This window comes from Streptomyces sp. CA-142005 (assembly GCF_050942335.1).
Lineage (GTDB): Bacteria > Actinomycetota > Actinomycetes > Streptomycetales > Streptomycetaceae > Streptomyces.
In genome coordinates, this window is sequence record NZ_CP192078.1 from 1666195 (window position 1) to 1687920 (window position 21726).

19 protein-coding genes and 3 pseudogenes are annotated in these 21726 nt (G+C 69.1%); 5 read left to right on the forward strand and 17 right to left on the reverse strand.

Going from position 1 to position 21726, the window contains the following annotated elements:
- Positions 1-133: 133 nt before the first annotated feature.
- The 4 genes from ACQPXS_RS08140 to ACQPXS_RS08155 all read right to left on the reverse strand — a co-directional run bounded on the left by ACQPXS_RS08140 (position 134) and on the right by ACQPXS_RS08155 (position 4014).
- Complete coding sequence (locus ACQPXS_RS08140) at positions 134-1132, reverse strand: tRNA-dependent cyclodipeptide synthase (protein WP_433448371.1); 999 nt, start codon at positions 1130-1132, stop codon at positions 134-136.
- Positions 1021-2301 carry an MDR family MFS transporter gene (locus ACQPXS_RS08145; protein ID WP_433448373.1) on the reverse strand — a complete coding sequence of 427 codons (1281 nt, stop codon included), beginning with the start codon at positions 2299-2301 and terminating at the stop codon, positions 1021-1023. Before ACQPXS_RS08145 ends, ACQPXS_RS08140 begins: the two co-directional genes overlap by 112 nt.
- On the reverse strand, positions 2298-3428 hold the full coding sequence (locus ACQPXS_RS08150) for a PLP-dependent cysteine synthase family protein (protein WP_433448375.1): 1131 nt from the start codon (positions 3426-3428) through the stop codon (positions 2298-2300). Before ACQPXS_RS08150 ends, ACQPXS_RS08145 begins: the two co-directional genes overlap by 4 nt.
- Before the next feature lie 124 nt (positions 3429-3552).
- The gene (locus ACQPXS_RS08155) at positions 3553-4014 is read right to left on the reverse strand and encodes a hypothetical protein (protein ID WP_433448377.1); all 462 of its coding nucleotides are present in this window, start codon (positions 4012-4014) and stop codon (positions 3553-3555) included.
- 85 nt (positions 4015-4099) lie between these two features.
- Here ACQPXS_RS08155 and ACQPXS_RS08160 point away from each other — a divergent pair, with 85 nt between their 5' ends.
- Positions 4100-5158 (forward strand): NlpC/P60 family protein, encoded by a 1059-nt coding sequence (locus ACQPXS_RS08160; RefSeq protein ID WP_433448379.1) that lies wholly within the window; start codon positions 4100-4102, stop codon positions 5156-5158.
- A gap of 6 nt (positions 5159-5164) precedes the next feature.
- Here ACQPXS_RS08160 and ACQPXS_RS08165 read toward each other — a convergent pair whose 3' ends face one another.
- The 4 genes from ACQPXS_RS08165 to ACQPXS_RS08180 form a co-directional block, all read right to left on the reverse strand.
- Positions 5165-5941 carry a polysaccharide deacetylase family protein gene (locus ACQPXS_RS08165; protein ID WP_433448381.1) on the reverse strand — a complete coding sequence of 259 codons (777 nt, stop codon included), beginning with the start codon at positions 5939-5941 and terminating at the stop codon, positions 5165-5167.
- A 163-nt stretch (positions 5942-6104) separates the two neighbouring features.
- Positions 6105-7733, reverse strand: coding sequence for a multicopper oxidase family protein (locus ACQPXS_RS08170; protein WP_433455760.1), 1629 nt, complete (start codon positions 7731-7733; stop codon positions 6105-6107).
- A 105-nt stretch (positions 7734-7838) separates the two neighbouring features.
- Entirely contained in the window at positions 7839-8294 is a 456-nt protein-coding gene (locus ACQPXS_RS08175; RefSeq protein WP_433448383.1) for a hypothetical protein, read from the reverse strand.
- Between the two features lie 348 nt (positions 8295-8642).
- On the reverse strand, positions 8643-9242 hold the full coding sequence (locus ACQPXS_RS08180; RefSeq protein WP_433448385.1) for a COG4315 family predicted lipoprotein: 600 nt from the start codon (positions 9240-9242) through the stop codon (positions 8643-8645).
- 608 nt (positions 9243-9850) lie between these two features.
- On the opposite strand from ACQPXS_RS08180, the pseudogene ACQPXS_RS08185 reads away from it, so the two are divergent.
- The 4 genes and pseudogenes from ACQPXS_RS08185 to ACQPXS_RS08200 form a co-directional block, all read left to right on the forward strand.
- Positions 9851-9901, forward strand: a pseudogene (locus ACQPXS_RS08185) (hypothetical protein); the annotation flags it as partial.
- Positions 9902-9963: 62 nt separating this feature from the next.
- Positions 9964-10362, forward strand: a pseudogene (locus tag ACQPXS_RS08190) (HAD-IC family P-type ATPase); the annotation flags it as partial.
- 160 nt (positions 10363-10522) lie between these two features.
- Positions 10523-11140 carry a class I SAM-dependent methyltransferase gene (locus ACQPXS_RS08195; RefSeq protein WP_433448387.1) on the forward strand — a complete coding sequence of 206 codons (618 nt, stop codon included), beginning with the start codon at positions 10523-10525 and terminating at the stop codon, positions 11138-11140.
- Positions 11141-11168: 28 nt separating this feature from the next.
- On the forward strand, positions 11169-11834 hold the full coding sequence (locus tag ACQPXS_RS08200; RefSeq protein ID WP_433448389.1) for a DUF2218 domain-containing protein: 666 nt from the start codon (positions 11169-11171) through the stop codon (positions 11832-11834).
- 240 nt (positions 11835-12074) lie between these two features.
- Here ACQPXS_RS08200 and ACQPXS_RS08205 read toward each other — a convergent pair whose 3' ends face one another.
- The 9 genes and pseudogenes from ACQPXS_RS08205 to ppdK all read right to left on the reverse strand — a co-directional run bounded on the left by ACQPXS_RS08205 (position 12075) and on the right by ppdK (position 21717).
- Positions 12075-12677: a M56 family metallopeptidase gene (locus ACQPXS_RS08205; RefSeq protein WP_433448391.1), complete on the reverse strand. Its 603-nt coding sequence runs from the start codon at positions 12675-12677 to the stop codon at positions 12075-12077.
- Between the two features lie 123 nt (positions 12678-12800).
- Positions 12801-12983 carry a hypothetical protein gene (locus ACQPXS_RS08210; protein WP_433448393.1) on the reverse strand — a complete coding sequence of 61 codons (183 nt, stop codon included), beginning with the start codon at positions 12981-12983 and terminating at the stop codon, positions 12801-12803.
- The gene (locus tag ACQPXS_RS08215) at positions 12980-13348 is read right to left on the reverse strand and encodes a BlaI/MecI/CopY family transcriptional regulator (protein ID WP_433448395.1); all 369 of its coding nucleotides are present in this window, start codon (positions 13346-13348) and stop codon (positions 12980-12982) included. Before ACQPXS_RS08215 ends, ACQPXS_RS08210 begins: the two co-directional genes overlap by 4 nt.
- A 444-nt stretch (positions 13349-13792) precedes the next feature.
- Positions 13793-14452: an MFS transporter gene (locus tag ACQPXS_RS08220; protein ID WP_433455762.1), complete on the reverse strand. Its 660-nt coding sequence runs from the start codon at positions 14450-14452 to the stop codon at positions 13793-13795.
- Positions 14374-14715 (reverse strand): annotated as a pseudogene (locus tag ACQPXS_RS08225) (hypothetical protein). Before ACQPXS_RS08225 ends, ACQPXS_RS08220 begins: the two are co-directional and overlap by 79 nt.
- 149 nt (positions 14716-14864) lie before the next feature.
- Positions 14865-15506 carry a methyltransferase family protein gene (locus tag ACQPXS_RS08230; protein WP_433448397.1) on the reverse strand — a complete coding sequence of 214 codons (642 nt, stop codon included), beginning with the start codon at positions 15504-15506 and terminating at the stop codon, positions 14865-14867.
- Positions 15507-15974: 468 nt separating this feature from the next.
- On the reverse strand, positions 15975-16550 hold the full coding sequence (locus ACQPXS_RS08235) for a TetR/AcrR family transcriptional regulator (protein WP_433448399.1): 576 nt from the start codon (positions 16548-16550) through the stop codon (positions 15975-15977).
- Positions 16551-16957: 407 nt separating this feature from the next.
- A complete protein-coding gene (locus ACQPXS_RS08240; RefSeq protein ID WP_433448401.1) occupies positions 16958-18547 on the reverse strand; it encodes an oleate hydratase in 1590 nt (529 codons plus the stop codon).
- A gap of 485 nt (positions 18548-19032) precedes the next feature.
- A complete protein-coding gene (gene ppdK / locus ACQPXS_RS08245; protein WP_433448403.1) occupies positions 19033-21717 on the reverse strand; it encodes a pyruvate, phosphate dikinase in 2685 nt (894 codons plus the stop codon).
- Between the last annotated feature and the right edge of the window lie 9 nt (positions 21718-21726).

The following is a 21726-nucleotide window of genomic DNA, read 5'->3' on the forward strand; positions in this document are numbered from 1 at the left end:
CACTGCCGAGGCATGCGCAGGGGCTCCGTCCCGACCGTGGGGTCACTGGGACGGAGCCCCGGCTGCTGATTCGCCAACAGCCTCCACAAAAGTTCCGGGGGCAGATGGGCGTGCGCTCAGCTCGGATCAGTGGTCAGCCGGAGCCTCCTCGACGCTGTCGGTCCTCGCTCGGCGCCGAGCGGTAACGACGACGGCGGTGCCGCCGGCAACAGTTGGAGTCCGGCACCGCCCAGGAGCCACGGGCACACGTCGGCGCCGGTGTGGGCCAGGGAGCCGACCAGGGCCGTGCGCGATGAAGGATCGGTCGCGTCCTGCACCGGGACGGCTGAAGGGGAGCTGTCGGACGTGCCGGAGTTTGCCGTGCTGTTCCCCGATCTGCCGGGGGTTCCACTGCTCGGCCCTTCTTCAGGTGTGGACGCGGTGTGGGCGGGCTTCTTGGTCGGGTTGGGTTCCGTGGTGGCGGCGGTCTTGGCATTGGTGATGACCACGGTGACCGGGGCGCCGGCAGTGTTGTGTCGCCCGATCCGATGTTCATGGTGGCGCCCGGCAGCGGCTTGCCCGTTTTGGCGTCCTTGGCCTTGAGGAGGACGTGTGCTGCCTTGAAGGGGTCGGTGATCGCCAGCCGGATGGTGACGCCCGGGATGACGATGACGTCCTGGTCGGCGGCGACGTCGTGGATCGGGCTGCCGGAGGCGGCTTCCTGCAGCCGGTAGACACCTGGGGTGAGGCCGGGGAAGGTCAGCGTCCCCTGTGCGTCGGTCGTGCCGTGTCCGGCCTCCTGGCCGGTGGCGTCGAGAAGCAGGTACGAGGCGCCTTGGAGAACGTCTCCGGCCGGGTCGGCCCTCGTGAAGCGCCCAGAGGCCCACTCCGCGAGCTGCCGGATGCGGCCGACCGAGAAGTAGCTGTTGAAGGGGCTGACGCCGATGCACGCATGGTCGGCCTGTGACAGGATCTCGGCACATGTGGTGCTCAGAGGGCTCGCCACAAGTCCTTCCGCCTGGAGCTCGGTTGTGCTCGCCGTCACGAGGCCACCGCCACCGGTTCTGGCCTCGGCCGGGCGTTGAGGCGGCCGGATCGTGCGAGCAGCGCTACGCAGCCGGCACAGAGTGCACCCGTCGACGCCAGCGCCCACCAGGTGAGCTCCGGGTGCCCGAGGCGATGGGCTGTGTCCCAGACCGCGCCCGTGGTCAGATTCCCCACGGTGATGCCGAGCCCGGAGACGGTGTTGTAGAGCCCGTAGTGCGTGGCGACGAGCCGGCCGCCGGCGAGCGAGACGACGGTGTCCATCTCGAACGGGTACACCACGGCCGTGCCCAGCCCGAGCAGGGCCACCGCGACGAACAGCGGCAGCAGTGCCAGGGTCCAGTCCAGGAGACCGGACCTGCTGCCGGCCACCCGGTCCGTCAGGACCAGCGGCAAGAAGGCCGCGCCCATGAGAGCGATGCCGTAGACGATCGCACGCTGCGGGCCCCAGTGGCCCCGGGCCCACGCGGTGATCCGCAACTGACCGACGACAGCCACGGCGGCGGATACCGCGAACAGAGCCGTGGTCACCGCGTCGCCGCTGCCCGGCACCACTCGATGGGCTTGGAGCGGCAGCGCCAGATAGACCTGGAAGGACAATACGTAGGAGCCGATCATGGCCAGCGAGAACAGCAGGAAGGGACGGTTGCGGACGACGGTGCGCCAGTCGGCGAGCACTCCGCCCTGCTCATCCGACGCGCCGCCCTTGTGAATGGGCAGGAAGCGCAATTGGACGACCGTCAGGGCGAGGAACAGCGCCGCCGCCACGGAACAGACCAGCCGGAAGTCGGTGGCCAGCAGTGCCAGCCCGACGAGGGGGCCGACGAACACGCCCGCTTGGTAGAAGACGTTGAAGGCGGCGAACGCCTCGACGCGCCGCTCCCCCGCCTCCTGGGCGAGGTAGGCCCGGACTGCGGGGTTGAACAGCGCCCCCGCGAATCCGGTCGCGGCCGAGGCCACGACGAGGGCGGGCAGGGCGTCGACGAACCCGAGGAGGCCGAAGCCGGCGGTGCGCAGCAGGCACCCTGCCATGATCATGGGCTTGTAGCCGAGCCGGTCGGCGAGCGTGCCGCCGACGAGGAACATGCCCTGCTGGGTGAAGTTGCGTACCCCCAGCACCAGGCCGACCGCCCAGGCGGCCATGCCCAGTCCGTCCGCCAGATGCACGGCCAGGTAGGGCATGAGCATGTAGAAGGCGGTGTTGATGGTGAACTGCTGGACCATCAGCAGCTGGGCGCACCCGTTGAAGGAGCGGAACTGCGTGACGAGGGACCTCATCGAGCGCCCCCTTCCGGCACGGTGACGTTCGTACAGCGGGTCCACCGCTCCACCACCCGTTCACCGGTGTGTGCGATCTCGTCCGGGTCGGCGGCCGGGCGGCTTCCCAGAAGGTCGTGGGCGCGGCAGTAGTCGTCGCTGTAGACGGTGTTCCAGTAGCGGTGCACACCGTCGGGGAAGATCGCCACGATGCGGGTGTGTTCCGGCTGTGTACGGGCGATCCAGTTCGCCACGAGGGCGACCGCGCCCACGCTCCAGCCGCCGCTGGCGTAGTGACCGCGGGCCAACTGGCGGCAGCTCCAGACAGCCTCGCCGGGGGCTACCCAGTGTGCCTCGTCGAAGGCAGCGTGATCGACGTTTCCGGGGTGGATGCTGCTGCCGAGGCCGCGCATCAGGCGCGGGCCGGCCGGCTGGCCGAAGACGGTGGAGTGCACCGAGTCGACGCCGACGAGCCGCAGCTCGGGATTGAACCTACGCAGGGTGCGGGCGATGCCGGCCGAGTGGCCGCCGGTGCCGACGGCGGCCACCAGGACGTCGATCCGGCCCAGTTGGACGACCAGTTCGAGGGCGAGCGGCGCGTACGCGGCAACGTTGTCAGGGTTGTTGTACTGGTCGGGGCACCAGGCTGAAGTGGTGCGCGCGAGCAGTTCACCCACTCGCTGACGGCGTGCCTCCTGCCAGCCCCCCACGGGGTGCGGCTCAGTGACCACCTCGACGTGCGCCCCGAGTGCGCGGAGCTGGTGCACCATGAGCGGCTCCATGCCGGGGTCGGTGACCAGGGTGACCGGATGGCCATAGGTGATACCGGCCAGGGCCAGGCCGAGGCCGAGCGTGCCGCTGGTGGACTCTATGACGGGTGCGCCCGGTAGGAGATCGCCGCGCTTGCGGGCGGCGGCGACCATGTGCAGGGCCGGCCGGTCCTTCAGGCCGCCGGGGTTCGCCCCCTCCAGCTTGGCCCAGAAGCCGCGCCCGGGCGGGCTGAAGGGCTCGCCCACCCAGAGGACGGGGGTGTTGCCGACCATGCCCGCGGGTGACCGGCGCGGGGCTCCGGCCGGTCCGGGGAGTTTGTGCGCCGCGAGGAAGGAGCTGATGTCGTGCGAGGAGATGCTGCGCAGAGCTGTGCTCATGGAGTCGTCCTTCTGCGGCCCGTGGTAGCCACGAGCTGCTGTGTGTGCCGTACGGAGCATGCGGAGAACCGGGCGGCGTGGCACTCCGGGGAACACCCTCGGGGCCGCGGCCGGGGCAGCACTGTCAGGTACGGCTGACGCAGACGAGACGCAGCAAGTGGAGCCCGTCGGAAGACGACGGCGGCTCTCGGCCCGCTCCTCCCGGCGGTGCGCCGGGCAGCAGCGCGTCGCCCGCACGGCCGGTCCGTGCGAGGACGAGCAGGAGCAGCGCCAGAACCAGCGCTGCTGTAGATGCGCGGAGATCGGCGGGCCGGTCGGCCGGATCGCAGCAGGCCATGCCGTGGTTGGTGTGCCCGTCGGCGTCATGATCCCCGGAACGAGCCACGGCGTCGGATCCGAGCGGCGGGGCGCCGACGCTCGGCGCCGCACTCGTCATCGCCATGGTCTCCGCCATGGTGTGCGAGTGGGCGTCAGCAGGGTGCAGGGCGCAGGAGACGACGTGAGCCACGAGCATCAGCGCCAGGCCCACGAGGAGAGCAAGGGCCGACGTACGCCTCTGCGGGCGGCCGACCGATTCCTGCGGCATGCAAAGGATCGTAGGCAGCTCGCAACGATATGGCAGCTTTCAGCCACGTTTGGGTGAATTCCCAGGGTGTATTGGACGCTGGCTGATGCCGGAGACCGGGCGGCACAGTCGCCCCTCGCCCACTAACCCGAATGGCGCTACTTGTAAGAGAAGAACCCCGACTGGTGACCGCACCACGCCCCCTGTCGGATGCGGGGCACGCCTCCTAGTATTCCAGCCGAAGCTCGGCAAGGACGAGGTCAAGGCCAAAGTCGACAAGCTCTACGAGGAGGCCGAGAAGGCCACCGAGGAGTACGACGGGGCCGAAGAAAAGCAGGCGAAACTCCAGAAGGAGATCTCCGCCATCCAGGACAGCGTCGCTCACGGCCAGCAGGAGCTGAACAAGCTGCGCGACGGCCTCGGTTCAATGGCCACCGCCCAGTACCGCTCCGGCGGCATCGACCCCTCCGTCCAGCTCTTCCTCTCCTCCAACCCGGACGACTACCTCGACAAGGCGTCCACGCTCGACCAGATGAGCGCCCAGCAGGTCGACACCCTGAAGAAGGTCCAGGGCAAGCAACGCGAACTCGCCCAGGAGCGCGCCGAGGCCACCGGGAAGCTCAAGGACCTCGCGGCCACCCGAACCGAGCTCGGCAACAAGAAGAAGGAAGTCCAGGGCAAGCTCGCCGCTGCGCAGAAGCTGCTCAACTCCCTGACCGCCAAGGAGAAGGCACAGCTCGCCGCCGAGCAGCAGCGCGCCAGCCGCTCCCCTGCCGACCGCGTGAACCTCGGCGACGCCCCGACCGCATCCGGCCGTGCAGCCGCCGCCTTCCAGGCCGCCCGGAGCAGGATCGGCTCGCCCTACGTCTGGGGCGCCACCGGTCCCAGCTCCTTCGACTGCTCGGGCCTCACCTCATGGGCATACGCGCAGGCCGGCGTCTCCATACCGCGCACTTCCCAGGCGCAGGCCAACACAGGCACCCGCGTCTACTCGGTGAGTGACCTGAAGGTCGGCGACCTGGTCTTCTTCTTCAACGACCTCCACCACGTCGGCCTGTACGCGGGCAACGGTCAGATCCTGCACGCACCGCGCACCGGCACTGTCGTCCGCTACGAGTCGATGGACACCATCGGCGGACCGTTCATGTTCGGCGTCCGCGTCTGACCCTGGCTAGGGCCGATAGACCATCCCCGGCTGGGGCCTGGCCGGGGCGAGCAGCTGCGACACGGTGACGATCGTGTAGCCGCGCTGCTTGAGCGCCTTGAGGATCCCCGGGATTGCGGGCACCGTGCCCTTGTGCAGATCGTGCAGCAGGATGATGCCGTCGCGGTCGGTCTGATCGAGCACCCGCTTGGTGATCAGGGCTGAGTCGGTCGTCTCGTAGTCCTTGGCCGTGACGCTCCACAGCACCTGCGCCAGGCCCAACTCCTTGCAGACCTTGGCCACCTCGCGGTCAGTGCGTCCCTGCGGCGGGCGCATCAGGACGGGCCTGGTGCCGGTGATCTTCTCGATGGCGTCCTGCGTGCGGGTCAGTTCCTGACGGGCGTCGGCCGTGTCGATCTGCGTCAGGATCTTGTGGTTCCAGGTGTGGTTGCCTATTTCGTGCCCCTCGTCCGAGATGCGACGGAGGATCTCGGGGTACTTCCCGATGTGGCCCTCGCCCTGCACGAAGAACGTCGCGTGCAGATGTTCCTGCTTCAGAATGTCCAGCAGCTTGGGGGTCGTCGGACTGGGGCCACCGTCGAAGGTGAGGGCAACGCACTTCACCTTTCGGCAGTCGACCGCCCCGGTCACGGATCCCGATGCCTTGTCCCGGGCGGCGCGCGGCGACGTGTGATCGTACGTCGTGACCGTCAGGGCAATGGTGACAGCGACGACCAGGACAACGGTCACGGCTGTTGCAAGAGCGATCAAAATACGCGACCGCCGTCTTCGGTACCAGGGCACGGGACGCCTTTCACTGGATCGAGTGATTGCCGACGTGTTTATTGACGGCTTTTCCGATCCTTGGGTTCATCCGCGCGCCTGTTCCGTGGCAGTCCTGTCGATCGAAGGACGCCCGAAGCCCGAGGGGGGAGCGAGCAGGCCGGCCCACTCCCCCCTCGCGCACTCACGCCTGGTAGGCCACCAGCGCCATCATCCCCGCCTCGCCGTGGTAGGCGTTGTGGCAGTGCAGCATCCACTGGCCGGGGTTGTCCGCGTCGAAGTACACGGACACCGTCCTCTTCGGCAGCACGATCGTGGTGTCCTTGCGCGGACCGCCCGTACCGAGCTGGTAGGTGTGGCCGTGCAGGTGCATCGGATGCCACATGGTCGTCTTGTTGACGAAGTCCAGCCGGACCCGCTCGCCCTGCCTGACCAGGATGGGGTTCGCGGTGGGATTGTTCATGTCGAACCGCTTGCCGTTGACGCCCCAGTCGTACGTGTCCATCCCACCGGTCAGTTCTATGCGGTGGACGCGGTCGGCCTTCTTCGTCTCCAGCCGGACATCACCGGCCGCCTTCAGCTGGGATGCAGTCATGATCATGCCGTCCAGCTCCTTGGGGCGGACGGCCGGCTTCGGCGCGCTGCCCGAGCCGGTGCGGACCAGGGCCATACCGCTCGCGTTCTTGCCCTCGGCGAGGGCCACCAGCGGGAAGACGCCGTCGGCGAGGGTGACCAGGACGTCGTACCGCTCCCCCATGCCGACAAGGAGTGCGTCCCCCTGCTGGTGCTGGACCGGGAAGCCGTCGGTGTGCGTGATGGTCAGCTTGTGGCCGCCCAGCGCGACCCGGTACGCCGTGTCGCCGCCGGCGTTGATGATGCGCAGCCGGACCCGCTTGCCAGGCTTGCCGGTGTAGACGTCCGGGTCGGTCGGCATTCTGCCGTTGACCAGGTGGTAGGGGTACTTGACGTCACCGGCGTCTCCGCCGAGCAGCTTGCTCTCGGCGCCCATCAGCATGAACTTCATCGACATGCCGCCACCGGAGGAGGACGCCGTGGGAGAGGCGCTCATCCCGTCCATGCTCCCGCCGCTCATGTCCATCCCGCCCATGTCCCCCATGTCATCGCTGGAGGAGCTGCTGGGGCTGGCACTGGAGCCACCCATGTCCATGCCCCCCATCCCGTGCCTGACCTCGGCGAACACCTCGTCGGGAGTGCCGGTGACGCCGTCGACCCAGTCGTCGAGAACGACGACCCACTCGTCGTCGTAGGACAGCGGCTCCTTGGAGTCCTCGACGATCAGCGGGGCGTACAGACCACGGTCGAGCTGGACGCCGACGTGCGGGTGGAAGAAGTAGGTGCCGGGAGCGTCGGCGATGAAACGGTAGGTGAAGTTGCTCCCGGCCCGGACCGCGCTCTGGGTGGCCGGGGGCACACCATCCATGTCGCCGCGCAGGGCGATGCCGTGCCAGTGGATGGATGTCGTCGTCCTGTCCGGCAGCTGGTTGGAGAGCTCGGCGACGAGGGTGTCGCCGACCGACAGGCGGATCTCCTTGCCCGGGGTGCGGCCGCTGAAGGCCCAGCTCTTTGCCATCGTCCCGCCGCCGAGGTCCAGCATGCCCGACGAGGCGGTCAGGGTGACGTTCTGCACCCTGCCGGTGCTCTTGCGCTTCTTCTCGGTGGCGGCGATCACCTCGCTGTTGGGGCTGACCAGTGATGTGGTGCCGTTGGAGCTGCTGGTGCACGCGGCGAGCGCCCCTGCGCCCGCGACGCCGAGCCCGGCCAGCAGGGCAGAGCGGCGGTTGATGCCGTTCATGGGGGAAGTCCTCTTCTCGATGTGCTCGATGTGCCGTTGATCAAGGCGCATGCGGGCAGCTCCGCTCCCCTACGGGATGCGGCAGCAGTCCGCAGGACGGCGGGCCTAGATCAGCAGTCGAGAGAGGACGGAGAGGTCTGGCGGCGCGCGATGCGAGATCCCCGAAGGGTTGTGCCCGGCGAGGACGCCGCGCGCGGGAGAGCCCTGGACGGCTTTGGGCAGCGCGGACGGCGGCGCGATCAGCTGCGGGGTGCCCACGTCCCCGGACGAGCAGTGCTGCATGGCGGGACCGGAGCAGGCTCCGCCATCGTCATGGTCCATGTCCGGGGTCGTGGCCTGGGCGGCCACGTCGTGCCCGGCCTGGGCGGCCGGCTGCGCCATCACCGCCGCCGTGTGGTCCATCCCGGGCATCGCGGCCATGGCGGTTGCAGGGGTGGCGGCGCCGACGGTGTCGTGGTGGATCAAGACGGCGAGAGCCGCGAGCAGCGCAACGACGGCGGCCCAAGTCCAGCGCAGTGCGCTGCCATGGGGGCTGATCCGCCAGTGCGTCGCTACCGTCATCGCCTTCCGCATCTGCTATGTCCGACAGGATCGCCACTATACCCGGGTGGGGTACCGTGTCTGCTTGACTCCGGCGTAGGGGTGAGTCCGGTGGTCTCGCGACTCAGCTGATCAAAGACCACGTCTGCTGGGGACACCAGCCGCAGTACCGGCCAGGCGGCCTCGGCCCACACCGCGCCCGCGATGGCCGCGAATCCACGCCGCGAAGACCGGGACGCCATTGCCCAACGTCGGACCCCCAACCGCCGGCGCCCGGGTAACGGTCGAGCCGAAGCAGAGCAGGAAGGCAGAGCGAATGGAGTGACTGGTTGATGGGACCCAATAGCCGACACAGCGCGCCAGATGACCTCACATGCCCGGCATCCCCGACATGGTGGCACTCGTTCCCGAACCCCCGCTGTTCGAGCCGGAGTTGCTTCCTGACGAGGGCGAAGCATGGCTGGCCATGGCCGACTTCGCACCAGCGGGGGTAATGACGTACCAGGCACCACCCTTGCCCTGGCCGTTCATCTCGCCGACCTTGGTGTCACCCATGTAGCGGTACAGGGGCCAGCCGGCGAGCGTCACCTGCTTCATCCCGTCGCCCCTGGTGATCACGCCGACCTTGGCCTTGAGTCCCATGGCCTTGGGAGTGCCGTCCGCCACGACCGGCATCCATGTCTGCGCACAGCTTCCGGTGCACATGGACATGGATGCCTTGTCCTTGTCGTACCGGTAGAGCGTCCAGCCCTTGGCGTCCGTGACGACCGCCCCCATGCCGGACATCTGCTTGGCCATCAGCATGTTCGTGCTGACCATATGCATGCCGCTACCCGCGCTGGACGTGGCGGTCTCCGTCGGTGCGGCTGTGTCGGCCGCGGCGCTGGTGCCGGTACCGGTGCCGGCGGAGTTGTCGGTGGACGAGCCGCATGCGGCGAGCAGCAGCGCCGAGGCGATGCTCGATGCCATGGCAAGAGCGATACGGTGCCGGGACACGGACTTCTCCCTTGATGTCTCCTGTATCTACTGATGCTCTTAGTACGTTCGTGCACTGTCGGCTGTTCACTCGCAACGCCGCACATGACGAAGCCTTTGCCTGAACCTCTGCGCAGAGCGGGCGAAGGCTTCAGTGAAAGCGGCGGGCTCAGGCATGCGGCCCGGTGGGTCCCAGCATCGACCTCGTTGGGGTCATTACTGGCTGCCGTGCCATCCAGCGGCCCCTTCGTCCGGCGGGCCTGGACAGCCTTTGACGAGGATCGGAATGACCACCTGGCGACAGGATGGGACCTGCCAAGCGATTTAGCTCACACCTACTGGACGGCGGTTACCTGGACCGCGCCCAGCCATCGTCTCCAATGAGCCCCTCCGCCCCTTGCGGAAACAGCAGCCGACCGCCAAGAAGGAGCCAGGCCATGTCGACCATCCATCACGGCCGACACGCCGCCGCCCTCATGGTGGCGACGGCGGCAGCACTGTCACTGGCAACCGCATCCGCCTACGGGAGTGAGAACTCCCCGTCGACAGCGCCCTTCAGTCAAGCCGCATCGTCGCCCGCGGCCGGCGCGGCGCAGGTCACCATGAAGAACTTCGCCTTCAGCCCGGCGACCCTGACCGTGAAAGCGGGCCAGAAAGTCACGGTCGTCAACGACGACTCCGCCGCCCACACCGTCACCGCGACGCAAGGCAAGGCGTCGCCGAAGTCCTGCCTCAGGACAAGGTCGACGTGGTCAAGCGGCTTCAGCCCGAAGGGCGTACGGTCGCCATGGTCGGCGACGGCGTCAACGACGCGGCCGCCCTCGCGACCGCCGACCTGGGCCTGCCCATGGGTACCGGCACCGACGCTGCGATCGAGGCCGGTGACCTCACCCTCGTACGCGGTGACCTTCGGGCAGCCGCGGACGCGATCCGCCTGTCCCGCAGGACACTGGCCACCATCAAGGGCTACCTCTTCTGGGCCTTCGGCTACAACGTCGCCGCCCTGCCCCTGGCCGCCTTCGGCATGCTCAACCCGGTGATCGCGGAAGCGGCCATGGCCTTCTCGTCGGCGCTCGTGGTCACCAACAGCCTCCGACTGCGGACGTTCAAGTAACGACGACACACTGTTGAAGCGAGGGTGCCCGGCCTTCCGCCGGGCACCCTCGCTGTTTTCGCGACATCCCGACTTGACGTAGACACTGTGTCTCGATAAAGCTGGCCTCACAGAGGCCGGAACACGCTCCGGACGATCAAACGCGACGGAGGGCAGCCGTATGTCCAGTCCGTACTCCCATGCCGGTTCCGGCACGCCGTGGGCGCGTCCCGACGACATGTACGCCAGCCCGCCGCCGTGGGACATCGGCCGACCCCAGCCGGCATTCCTGGCACTCGCCGAGGCGGGGGACGTGCAGGGCCGGGTACTGGACGTCGGGTGCGGAACCGGTGAACACGTGCTCATGTGTGCCGCCCGGGGTCTGGACGCCACCGGCGTCGATCTCGCCTCCCGGGCCCTTCGGACCGCGCAGAACAAAGCGCAGGAGCGGGGCCTCAAGGCCCGGTTCCTCCACCAAGATGCCCGCAGGCTGGGCGATCTCGGCGAATTGTTCGACACCGTGCTCGACTGCGGCCTCTTCCACATCTTCAGCGACGAAGACCGCGCCGCCTTCGCCGACGGCCTGCGTACCGCGGTACGACCGGGTGGCCGCTACTTCATGCTCTGCTTCAGCGACCGGCAGCCCGGCGACCAGGGGCCGAGGCGGGTGACGCGGGACGAGATCACGTCGACGTTCGCCGACGGCTGGCGGGTCGACTCGATCGAACCGGCCACGATCGACATCACCACCGACCCCGAGGGCATCCGGGCCTGGCTGACCGCCCTGACCAGGATCTGACCCGCAGGGTGTCCGAGAAAGGAATCCCATGCCGATCGCCGAAGCCCGCGTCACTACCGACCGCGCGAGCCGGTACCTCGTCCAACTCTGCCGCCACACCGGCATGATGCGCCGGATGCGCCATCAGTCACCGGTCGGCCATGGTGGCGGCCAGATGCCGGACGTGCGCCACGTCGAATGGTCCGACACCCACGGAACCGTCCGCTTCACCGAAGGCGAGTGGAACCTCGAAGCCGAACCGGACGCGCTGACCCTGCGCGTCCGGGCCGACGACGAAGAGGCCCTCCAGCGGCTCAAGACCGGAATCACTGTGCGCCTCGAAAAGATCGGCCGGCGCGACGGTCTGACGGTTACCTGGCAACACCCGCCGGCTACCCCGGCGCCACCCACTGGTGAGAGGCCCGGCACGGCCCGGCCTGCCGAGGGCGGGAAGGGGAGAATCCGAAGCGTCACCAAGGTGGCAGGCGTACTGGCGGTCGGCGCAGTGGTCGTCGCGCTGCACTTGGGCGTGGTCGGAGCCGCACTGACCGTCCCGTCGTGGACAGGCTGGGCCGCAGGCGGCGTCCTGGCTCTCGTCGTGCTGAAGATCCTCTTCGTAAGCGGTCACGTGCTCCTGGGCCGCGCGAGTATCCGCCGGGGCCGAGCCTTCCTGACCCAGCATGGCCCCGGCTCCTCCCAGGATCGACACAAGTGACGTCCGCCCTGCCCTGCTTTCGCCATGCGGTCAGGCCGCCTGGGTGAACGATCCGCCGCCCGAGCAGATGCCTTTGGAGTGGCGTCCAAGCCGCCCCTCAGCGCCTCAGGGAACGCGGGGGTCCCTACCGCTTGCCGGGCACCCAGAGCCTTCAGCAAGACGACAGGGGACCCTGATGAGGTGTTGTGCTGCGCAAGAGCGCGCAACTGTTGGGGAAGTGCGGGCTCATGCCCGGTGAGTTCAGGGCCCGCACGCCACCAGCAGAGGCAGCAGCGGAGCCGCGACGGTAGCCGCGAGGATACCCAGCCAGGTGACTCGATGAGGTCGGGGCTGCGGAGTGAGGACACGGCGCAGCCGGATGACGGCACCCGACCCGCCGGCCCCGAGGGCCCCTTGCGGCGCCATCCCGGACGCGACCTCGCACATCGCTGTGGCCAACGCGTCCCTGGAGTGATATCGAAGGGCGCGGTCATCGGCGATCATTTCCAGCAGCAGCGACGTCTGATCCTTGGCATGCCGGGCGAGCGACAGACCGCGGAAGGCACGGGCGAAGGCGTCGGCGAGTACCCGCGGCACGTGGTGCCTGCCTGCGATGTGGGCGCGCTCGTGCTCCAGCACGGCACGCAGCTGAGCTTCGGAGAGGACGTCCAGCGCCCCCCGGGTGACGACGACCCGGGAGTGGCGCCCAGGCAGGCAGTAGACGGCCGGAACGCCGTGGTCGACGACCGTGGCGCCGTATTCGGGGGCCGATTCGCCGACGAGAGCAAGCATGTCGAGCTGGCGGCCACGGGTTCGCCTGGCGAGCCAGGCGCACCGAGCGAGCCATCCGAGCGGCAGCAGCATGACCGCCAGCGGCGCAGCAATCGCGAGGACGTCGACGAGGTTCGGCGAGCCGCCGCCCGCGGGCGCGTCAGCGGCCAGGCCGCAGGCGGTGAGCAGCCCGACGACCCCGTCGTGCGTATGCTGCTAGATGAGGACCAGGTGGTACACGGCCAGGGCGGTCGCGATGACGAACGTGGCCATGAGTCCCTGCCACACCAGAACGGCGACGGCCGGAGCACGGACGGGCCATTGCGCGCGTGCCAGCCGGGGAGGTACCGCGACGCCCACCAGGACCGCGTATCCGGCCAGCGCCACGGCTGTGATCATGCCTCGCTCCGCCTGTTCGCCCTTCGGAGCGCCAAGCGTAGTGCCTGGGCCTCCTCCGGCGTGATCTGTTCCAGAAAGCTGACCAGGGTGCCGGTGGTGTCCGGGTTACTGCCGAGGGCCTCATGCATCAGCGCCGCGGTGTATTGCTGGCGCGTGCGGGTCGGGGTGTACACCCAGGCCCGGCCCTCCTTGTGCCGGGTCAGCATTCCCTTGCTGTGCAGGATGTCAGCCACCGTCTTGACGGTACTGTAGGCGATGGGCCGCTGCTTGTTGATGTCCGTCCGCACTTCGCGCGCGGTGGCCGGACGCCCCCAGGACCACAGGCGGTCCATGATCTCCGCCTCCAGCTCACCCAGCCGACGCACGGCCCCTCCCTTCACTTCCGGAGCACGACACGTCCGGTACCGATGAGTTGTCATCGTAGACGGTGAGATCCCGCCCGCTACCGGCGTCAGCGGCTGGGGAGTCACTCGGCAACGGGCAGGAAGCCACCGTACGCAGCCGACGCACCAGGACCTGTGCGAGGAGCGTCAACGAGGCCACGGTCAGGAGCGGCTGAGCGGGGCCCGGTACGAGAGGGCTCCGCTCACCCCGATGGCCAGGACCACCAGGTCGTTGCAGATCGGGCAGCACCCAACGAATGCCGCCAGGCAAGACGTTCACCCGGCGCCTCGAAGTCGGGCCGACCTACGAACACTGACCGGGCAGCCACGCTGCTGAGCCATCCCAGCGGCCCGAGCACAGGCAGGCCCGGCGACTGGTCACCCACGAGGGCAGCGCCTGCCGCGACGCTGCCTCCTGTGCGGCGGTCAGTGGACGTGCGGGCCACCTGTCATCTGTGGCTTCCCTCGCGGTACGAGGAGCAGGGCGACCAGCGCGCTCGCCGCAGCCGCTACCGCGCTGAGGACGAAGGCGTCCGTGGAACCCCCGATCGCTCCTCGCTCGATACCGGCCGCGGCGACGGTCGACATCACGGCCACACCGATCGAACCACCCACCTCACGGAAGGTGTTGACGACAGCAGATGCCAGTCCTGCCTCATCATGGGCGACCATGGCCAGCGCGGTGGTCGTCGCTGTGACGAAGACCGCGCCCAGGCCGAAGGAGGCGACGACCAGCCCGGGCAGCAAGCCCGCATACACGCTGTCGTCCGCCGACAGCCAGGTGAGAGGAACGCTGCCGGCTGCAGCGATGGTCATCCCGACGACTGCGGTGGGACGGCTGCCCATCCGGCCGACCGACCGCGATCCGAGGTGGGCGCCGATACCGGTGGCCACCGCCACCGGCAGGAAGACAAGGCCGGTCTTCAACGGGCTGAATCCGCATAGGTGTTGCAGGTAGACCGAGCCGAGGAAGAAGAAGGCGATCAGCAGCGCGGTGGCGATGAGCATCAGGAACGCGCCCGCCACCACCAGACGCCGGGTGAACATTCGCAGGGAGCGACGCCCGGGCCGCCGACACGCACCCAGGTGACGATGTGCTCGGTCGCGTCCGGATCGTTGACGCTCCCGAGCCGGACGTTCCGCGCACCGGCGGCCCTGCCGGCGTGGACGGCTGTGCGACGATGCCGTTGGCCTGGTCGCACACGTCGAGGCAGCCGGAGATGCGCGCCAGTACCTCCGCCCGCAGCCGCGCCGTCTGCGCCGCGTGATCGACCCCGGTCAGCTTGGGGCTGCGCAGCAGCAGTACCGGCCACTACGTTCCGGCACGACGCCGAACCGCTCCCCGTCACAACGCCGCCGGATGCCTCCTCCGCCACACGCACGTCACTTCCCTCCGGGGAGATCCGCCCCGGTGCGGCCGCCGATCACCATGCCATCACCGGTCGGGCCGCCCTCTGCGGCTCACCGCCCACGGCCTCCGATGCGGACTCAGCGGAAGCTAACGCGGCGCGCTGCCCGCCCGGCGGGGGCGCGGCCGGGCCGGACGTATGTGGGGAATCAGCGCCGGGACCTCCGCGCGGTAGGCATCGTATGCGGCACCGAACTGGTGGGCCATCAGGTCGTCCTCGATCCGAACCCGGCGCAGCAGCCAGGGAACAGCGACCGCCAGGAAGGCTGTCCAGACGCCGAAGCCGGAGGCCAGCATGCCGCCGGTGATCAAGCCGAGCAGCCCGGTATAGATGGGGTGGCGGACCAGCCGGTAGGGCCCGCTCGTGCGAAGCTCGTGGTCTTCCTGGACGGTCGGGACACTGGCCCACATCGTGCCCAGAACCCAGCGGGCCCACAACAGCAGGGCGGTCGAGGCGATGGCGAGGACGGCACCCACGAGCGCCAGCTCAGGCTGCCAGTACTGCAGGTGACGCCAGAAGCCCCGGGAATGCCCGACCAGAGTGAAGAAGGCATAGACGCCCGCGATCAGCAGCAGCCGGCGCGGCAGGGTGCGGCGCAGTCCGTGGACCCAGCCACGTGGACCGGCCGGACTCTTCACGCCGAAGTAGACGGCGCCCGCGATCCAGGCCGCGACGAAGACCAGAGCACAGACGCCGATGATCAGCACGAGTGCCGAGTGCAGAGAGCCCATGCCTCAAGACTGCGCTGCACAGTCTGCGGAGCACCACCACCCACAGGTCGATGGAGAAGACCTCCACCGACCTCCATCCACGGATGGAGAATCACTCACCCGGCCGACGGCAGTGAAAGGGTCCCGCAGATCCGTCGGCGCGGTCGGGACACTCTTCGGCGCGCGGATCGCGTTCGAGGAGACGGTGCCCAAGCCCGCGGCGATTTCCTGTACGACGTCGGCAGCGGGCCGCGCTGGTGATGTTCCGGAGGCTGACTGGGAGCAGGGTCACGGACACCCGTGCCCTGGCAGGTGTGCTCTCCGCCGCTCGCAGGGCCGGTGGGAGCTGCTCACCGTGACCGAGGTACCCCGGGCCGACGCAGGCCGCCGTGCCGCGGCCGCGCACCACCTCGCGGACCGTGCAGCGAGGCACCCGACGGGTGGCACGGGAGCGGGCCCGACCTACCAGGCGATATCCCCTGCGCAGGGTCACGCCTCCGGCCGCAGGCCCGCCAGAGTCATGGTCACGAGCCGCTTTACCGCGGCCTTGGACGGCAGGTCACCGGCCCCCGCGAGCGCATGCAGACAGAATCCGGCCAGCTCATCCGGACTGACGTCGCCGCGGACTTCACCCGCCTCCGCGGCCTCGACGAGCAGGCCCCGTACGAAATGACGCAGATGCTGCTCAGCATGCGCCACATGGTCGCCTCGGTGCAGGAGCGCCGAGAACTCCCCTCCGTGACCGTGCCGCTGCTGCTGAATGAACGCGTACGCCTCCAGTACCGCAGCGAGCCGTTCGCCAGGGGTACCGGCGCGGTCACGCAGTTCGGCGAGTTGATCGAGATGCCCGGCGATCTGACGCTCATGCCAGGCCATCATGATCGACTCGACGTCCGGGAAGTACTTGTACAGCGTGGCCCGGCCGATGCCGCTTTGCTCGGCGATCCGGGACATCGTCACGCCCCTCAGCCCCTGTTCGGCCACGAGCGCGGCCGTGGTCTCCAGCACCGCATCTCGGACGGCGCGGCGATGCTCCTCGATCGTCTCGTTCCACAGCTTCGGCACCAGGCCAGTCTACGTGGCGACGCTGTAGATACAGATTGCCTAGAACAAGACATTGTGTCTCGATGCGGCGTTGCCCCGGAAAGGGAATTCACGAGACCGACTCACCATCCGGGCCCGCCGCCGACGCAGAGGCTGCCCCATGGAACGCCCCCCAGTACGACGCGTTGGGTGAAGGTCTCCGGCCCTGATCCGCCCACCGCCCCGTCGTTTTCCGTAGCCGGTGCGGGAGCGGAGGACTGGGCCCCTCGGTCCGGCCCCCGGCGGGGCGTGATGCCCGTCACAAGACGGCAGCCCGGTGTGCCCCTTCGACGGAGGCCGAGCCTGCCTTTCCGAACGGGACACCCACAGCAACAGGAGCAAACCTGGGCCCTCCACGTGTCCTCAACTGCGGTCGGACCGACTACAGCTCAGGCCAGGGCGGCTTTGAGTACGCCGACGGCCGTCTTCGGGTCGGCGAGGGCGTGGAAGATGCCAGGGATCTCGCCGTCGAGGCCGAGCAGGCCGTAGACGGCGTGCATGGCGCCACGGACGGAGTACTCGACGGTGAACACGACGTCCTCCGGAATCTCCGTGAACTGGCCGAGGAAAGCGAAGTTCGCGGCGCCACGCGGAATGACCAGCGGTCGGTCATGTGTGGTGCGCGGGGCGAACTGGGCGGTGATGTAGGGCAGCATCACCGGGATCACGGTCGCCGTCGCCGCGACCTGCTCCTCGATGTCCCACAGGCCGAGGTGGTTGAGCAGTTCGGTGAGGATCTCCCGGCCGGTGGCCTCGGCCATCGTCCGGCCGACGAAGTCGCCCTCGTTGTCGACGAAGAGGCCGTAGCCCCACAGGGTGTAGACGTCCTCGGGCTGTCCCTCGAAGTGCGGGGCGTGCGGTACGACAATGGACATCAGCCAGTTGGAGTCCTTGAACGTCATCAGCGCGCCGGTGCCGGGAAGGTTGCCGGACAGCTCCTCGATGCGGTGCAGGAGCAGAGGGCTGCGCATGGTCAAGGTGAACGACTCCCACTTCGCCTCGTCCACGTTGCCGTAGAAGGCAGCCGGGCGCCCGAAGTCGTCCGCCTTGGCCGCTATCGTCTCCCACAGCCGCCATCCGCCGTCGCGCTTGTCGCGGATCAGCTCGGGAGCGGTGTCGTCACTGCCGTACGCGGCGTCGGCGGTCATCGAGCCAAGGGTGAGGAACGCGTAATCGGTGTCCGCGAGGTCGTACGCGTCCGGCAGTCCGGCGCGGTCGAGGTGGAGGCGTCGCACCCGCCGGATGCCGTCCTCCTCGGTGACGAAGTCGACATCGGTGACCCGCACGCCGTGCTCGAAACGTACGCCGCGCTCCTCCAGCCAGGTCTGCAGCGGGCGGATGATCGAGTCGTACTGGTTGAGCCGGGTGCGGCGCACGCCCGCCAGGGTGTGCATGCGCGGGATCTCCTGCATGAAACGCAGGAAGTAGCGCCTGAGCTCAATGGCGCTGTGCCAGTTCTGGAAGGCGAACGTTGTGCGCCACATCGCCCAGAAGTTGGTCTCGAAGAAGTGCGGGGAGAAGAAGTCCTCGATCCGCCGCGCCCCGATCACCGCCTCCGGGAGCACGAGCAGCCGGGTCAGCTCCAGACGGTCCCGGGTGTCGAGGCCGTAGTCGGAGGCGTCAAGGATCTCTGGCCCCTTGCCGATCAGGCGGGCCTTGGCATCGGTGGGCCACTTGGCGCTGAACTCACGGATCTCCTCGCGCACCGACATGGTTTCGTCGGTGAGGGTGGGGATGGTCTCCAGGAGGTTCCACAGGCACGTGTAGGCCTCGTCCTCCAGCATGCGGCCGCCCCGGCTGACGTATCCGGTGGGCTCACCGCGGCCGTCCATCGAGCCGCCCGCGAGCGGGAGTTCCTCGAGGATGTGGATGTTCCCGCCGGGGAAGCCGCCGTCGCGGATCAGGAATGCGGCAGCCGCCAGAGAGGCGATTCCGCCGCCGACGAGGTAGGCCCGGGACTGCTGCGGAGCGTCGGTCATGACGTCCCTCCGTTCCGTCGCCCGCTGTCACGGGCGGCCGAATGTGGTCAAGAGCCGTGCAGCGGTCCCGCCCCTGCGGCGGCAGCGGTGCACGCACGGCGCAGCGCCGACGGGATGCCGACGCCTGTAAGCGTCAGTGAACTCCTGAGGAGGCGGCGCAGGCAGGGCCGGATGTCCCTGTTCACACGCCGACCGACCCCGGGGCTCGGCGACCGCGCCCATGGCGAAGCACTGCGGGTACGGCCGGCGAGCATCGGAGCAGAGTGCTCGTGCACCCGCTGACCAGCGCGCCGACCACCATCGCCGCGAGGCCCGCGATCAACTTCCGGCGCTTGCCGTACTGGTCGCCGAGTCGGCCCACGACCGGTGTGGGGTGCGGGCCCACGTCCCCGGTGGATGCGGTTCCGGTCACACGCCCCGCACGCGCAGCACCCGGGCTGCGCCGGGATACCTGGGGACCCCGATCGCCAAGCCGGACGTGACCGTCACCGGCTGTCGCTGGTTTCGGTTTCCGTGAGGGCTGCTCGTCCCGCCTCCAGCCGGGCGGCCGGGATGCGGAAGGGGGAGCAGGAGACGTAGTCGAGGCCCGCCCGGTGGAAGAAGTGGATGGACTCCGGGTCGCCGCCGTGTTCGCCGCACACCCCGGTCTCCAGCCCGGGGTTGACGGCACGGCCCGCCTCCACGGCCAGCTCTACGAGCTTGCCTACGCCCTCCTGGTCGATCGTCTCGAAGGGTGACACGCTGAAGATCCCCTTCCCCAGGTACAGCGGGAAGAAGGAGGCCTCGGCGTCGTCGCGGGACAATCCCCAGGTGGTCTGGGTAAGGTCGTTGGTACCGAAGGAGAAGAAGTCGGCGGCGTCGGCGATGCGTCCGGCGGTGAGGGCCGCACGCGGCAGTTCGATCATTGTGCCGATCGGGAGATGCAGGGACTCCCCTGTCTCCGCCGTGACTTCGGCTAGCACGCGCTCCGATTCCGTCCGGGCCAGGCGCAGTTCCTCGACTGTATCGACGAGCGGGATCATGATCTCGGCGTGCGGCCGGCCGCCCACGCGCAGCCGGTGGACGACGGCCTCGGCGATCGCGCGGACCTGCATGGCCATGAGGCCGGGGACGGCCAGTCCGAGCCGGACGCCGCGCAGGCCCAGCATCGGGTTCTGCTCATGCAGGCGCTCGACGGCATCGAGCAGTTGGCGGTCGTGGACGTCCGGGTGGGTGGCGCTCGCCACGCGGACGGCCAGCGCGGTGCGGTCGGGCAGGAACTCGTGCAGCGGCGGGTCGATGAGGCGAATGGTCACCGGCAGCCCGTCCATGGCTGTGAGGATGCCCATGAAGTCCTCGCGCTGCAGCGGCAGCAGCGTCGCGAGAGCCTCCTCGCGGGCCGTGTCGTCGCGGGCCAGGATCATCGCCTCGACCAGCGTCCTGCGGTCGCCCAGGAACATGTGCTCGGTGCGGCACAGGCCGATGCCCTGGGCGCCGAGCCGGCGGGCGCGTGCGGCGTCCTCGGGCGTGTCGGCGTTCGCCCGTACCTGAAGGCGGCGAACGCGGTCCGCGTGCGCGAGTGCCGTCAGGACCGGCTCGGTCAGCGAGCCCGTGCTCTCACCGGTCTCCAGCGCGCGCCCGACGTCAGAGGCGGTGAGCGGCAGGGCGCCGAGGTGCACGGTGCCGGCGGTTCCGTCGACGGAGAGGATGTCGCCCTCGCGTACGACGACTCCTGAGTCCGTGGTGAGCCGGCGGGCGATCGGGTCGACGGTCAGCGACTCGGCCCCGCACACGCACACCTTGCCCATGCCGCGCGCGACGACGGCGGCGTGGCTGGTCTTGCCGCCCCGGCTGGTGAGGACGGCCTGAGCGGCGATCATTCCGGGCAGGTCGTCGGGGGTCGTCTCACGTCGCACGAGGATCGTCTTCTCTCCGTCAGCGGCTCGGCGCTGGGCCTCGGCGGAGTCGAAGACGACGACCCCGACTGCTGCGCCCGGTGAGGCCGGTACGCCGTGTGCGAGAGGCACGTCGGCGGGGGTGGTGTCGAAGCGGGGGAACATCAACCGGGTCAGCTCGGCTCCGTCCACGCGGGCCAGTGCCTCGTCGGCCGTGATCGTCTTCTCCTCGCGCAGGTCGTGGGCGATACGGAAAGACGCCTCGGCGGTGCGCTTGCCGACCCGCGTCTGGAGAATCCACAGTCGGCCGCGCTCGACAGTGAACTCGACGTCGCACAGGTCCCGGTAGCGGTTCTCCAGCGTGCGCAGGTGGTCTCCGAGCTCGACGTACGAGCGGGGATCGAGGATCTTCAGCTCGCTCAGGGGTACGGCGTCGCGGACTCCCGAGACGACGTCCTCGCCCTGGGCGTCGGGCAGGTAGTCGCCGTACATGCCGCGGGCTCCGGTGGCCGGATCGCGGGTGAAGGCGACGCCGGTGCCGGAGTCGGGGCCGAGGTTGCCGAACACCATCGCCTGGACGTTGACGGCGGTACCCAGATCGTCGGGGATGTGCTCGCGGCGGCGGTAGAGGCGGGCGCGCTCGCCGTTCCAGGAGTCGAAGACCGCCCGAATGGCGCGCTGGAGCTGCTCGACGGGATTCTGCGGGAAGTCCTCACCCGTCTCCCGCCGGATGATCGCCTTGAACTCCTCGGTGATCAGGGCGAGTTCCCCGGCATCGAGGTCATGGTCGTCGCGTGTCCCGCGCTGCGCCTTGTGTGCGGCGATGGCCTGTTCGAACAGGTCACCGTCCACGCCCATCACGATGCGGCCGAACATCTGCACGAGCCGACGGTAGGAGTCACAGGCGAACCGCTCCCGTCCGGACGCCTTGGCGAGGCCGGTGACGGACTGGTCGTTGAGGCCGATGTCGAGAATCGTCTCCATCATGCCGGGCATCGAGAAGCGGGCGCCGGAGCGTACGGACACCAACAGCGGGTCGTCGGCCGCACCGAGGGTGCGTCCCATGGCCCCTTCCAGGGCGGCCAGGGCACGGGCCTCCTCGACGCCGAGTTCGGGCGGCTCCTCTCCCGTGGCGAGATAGACCTTGCAGGCCTCGGTGGTGACGGTGAAGCCCGGCGGCACGGGCAGTCCGAGCCGGGTCATCTCGGCCAGGCCGGCTCCCTTGCCGCCGAGCAGGCCGGCCATCTCCCGGCTGCCTTCGGCGAAGGCGTACACGTAGGTTGTCGGTGTGCTCATCGCGCTCTC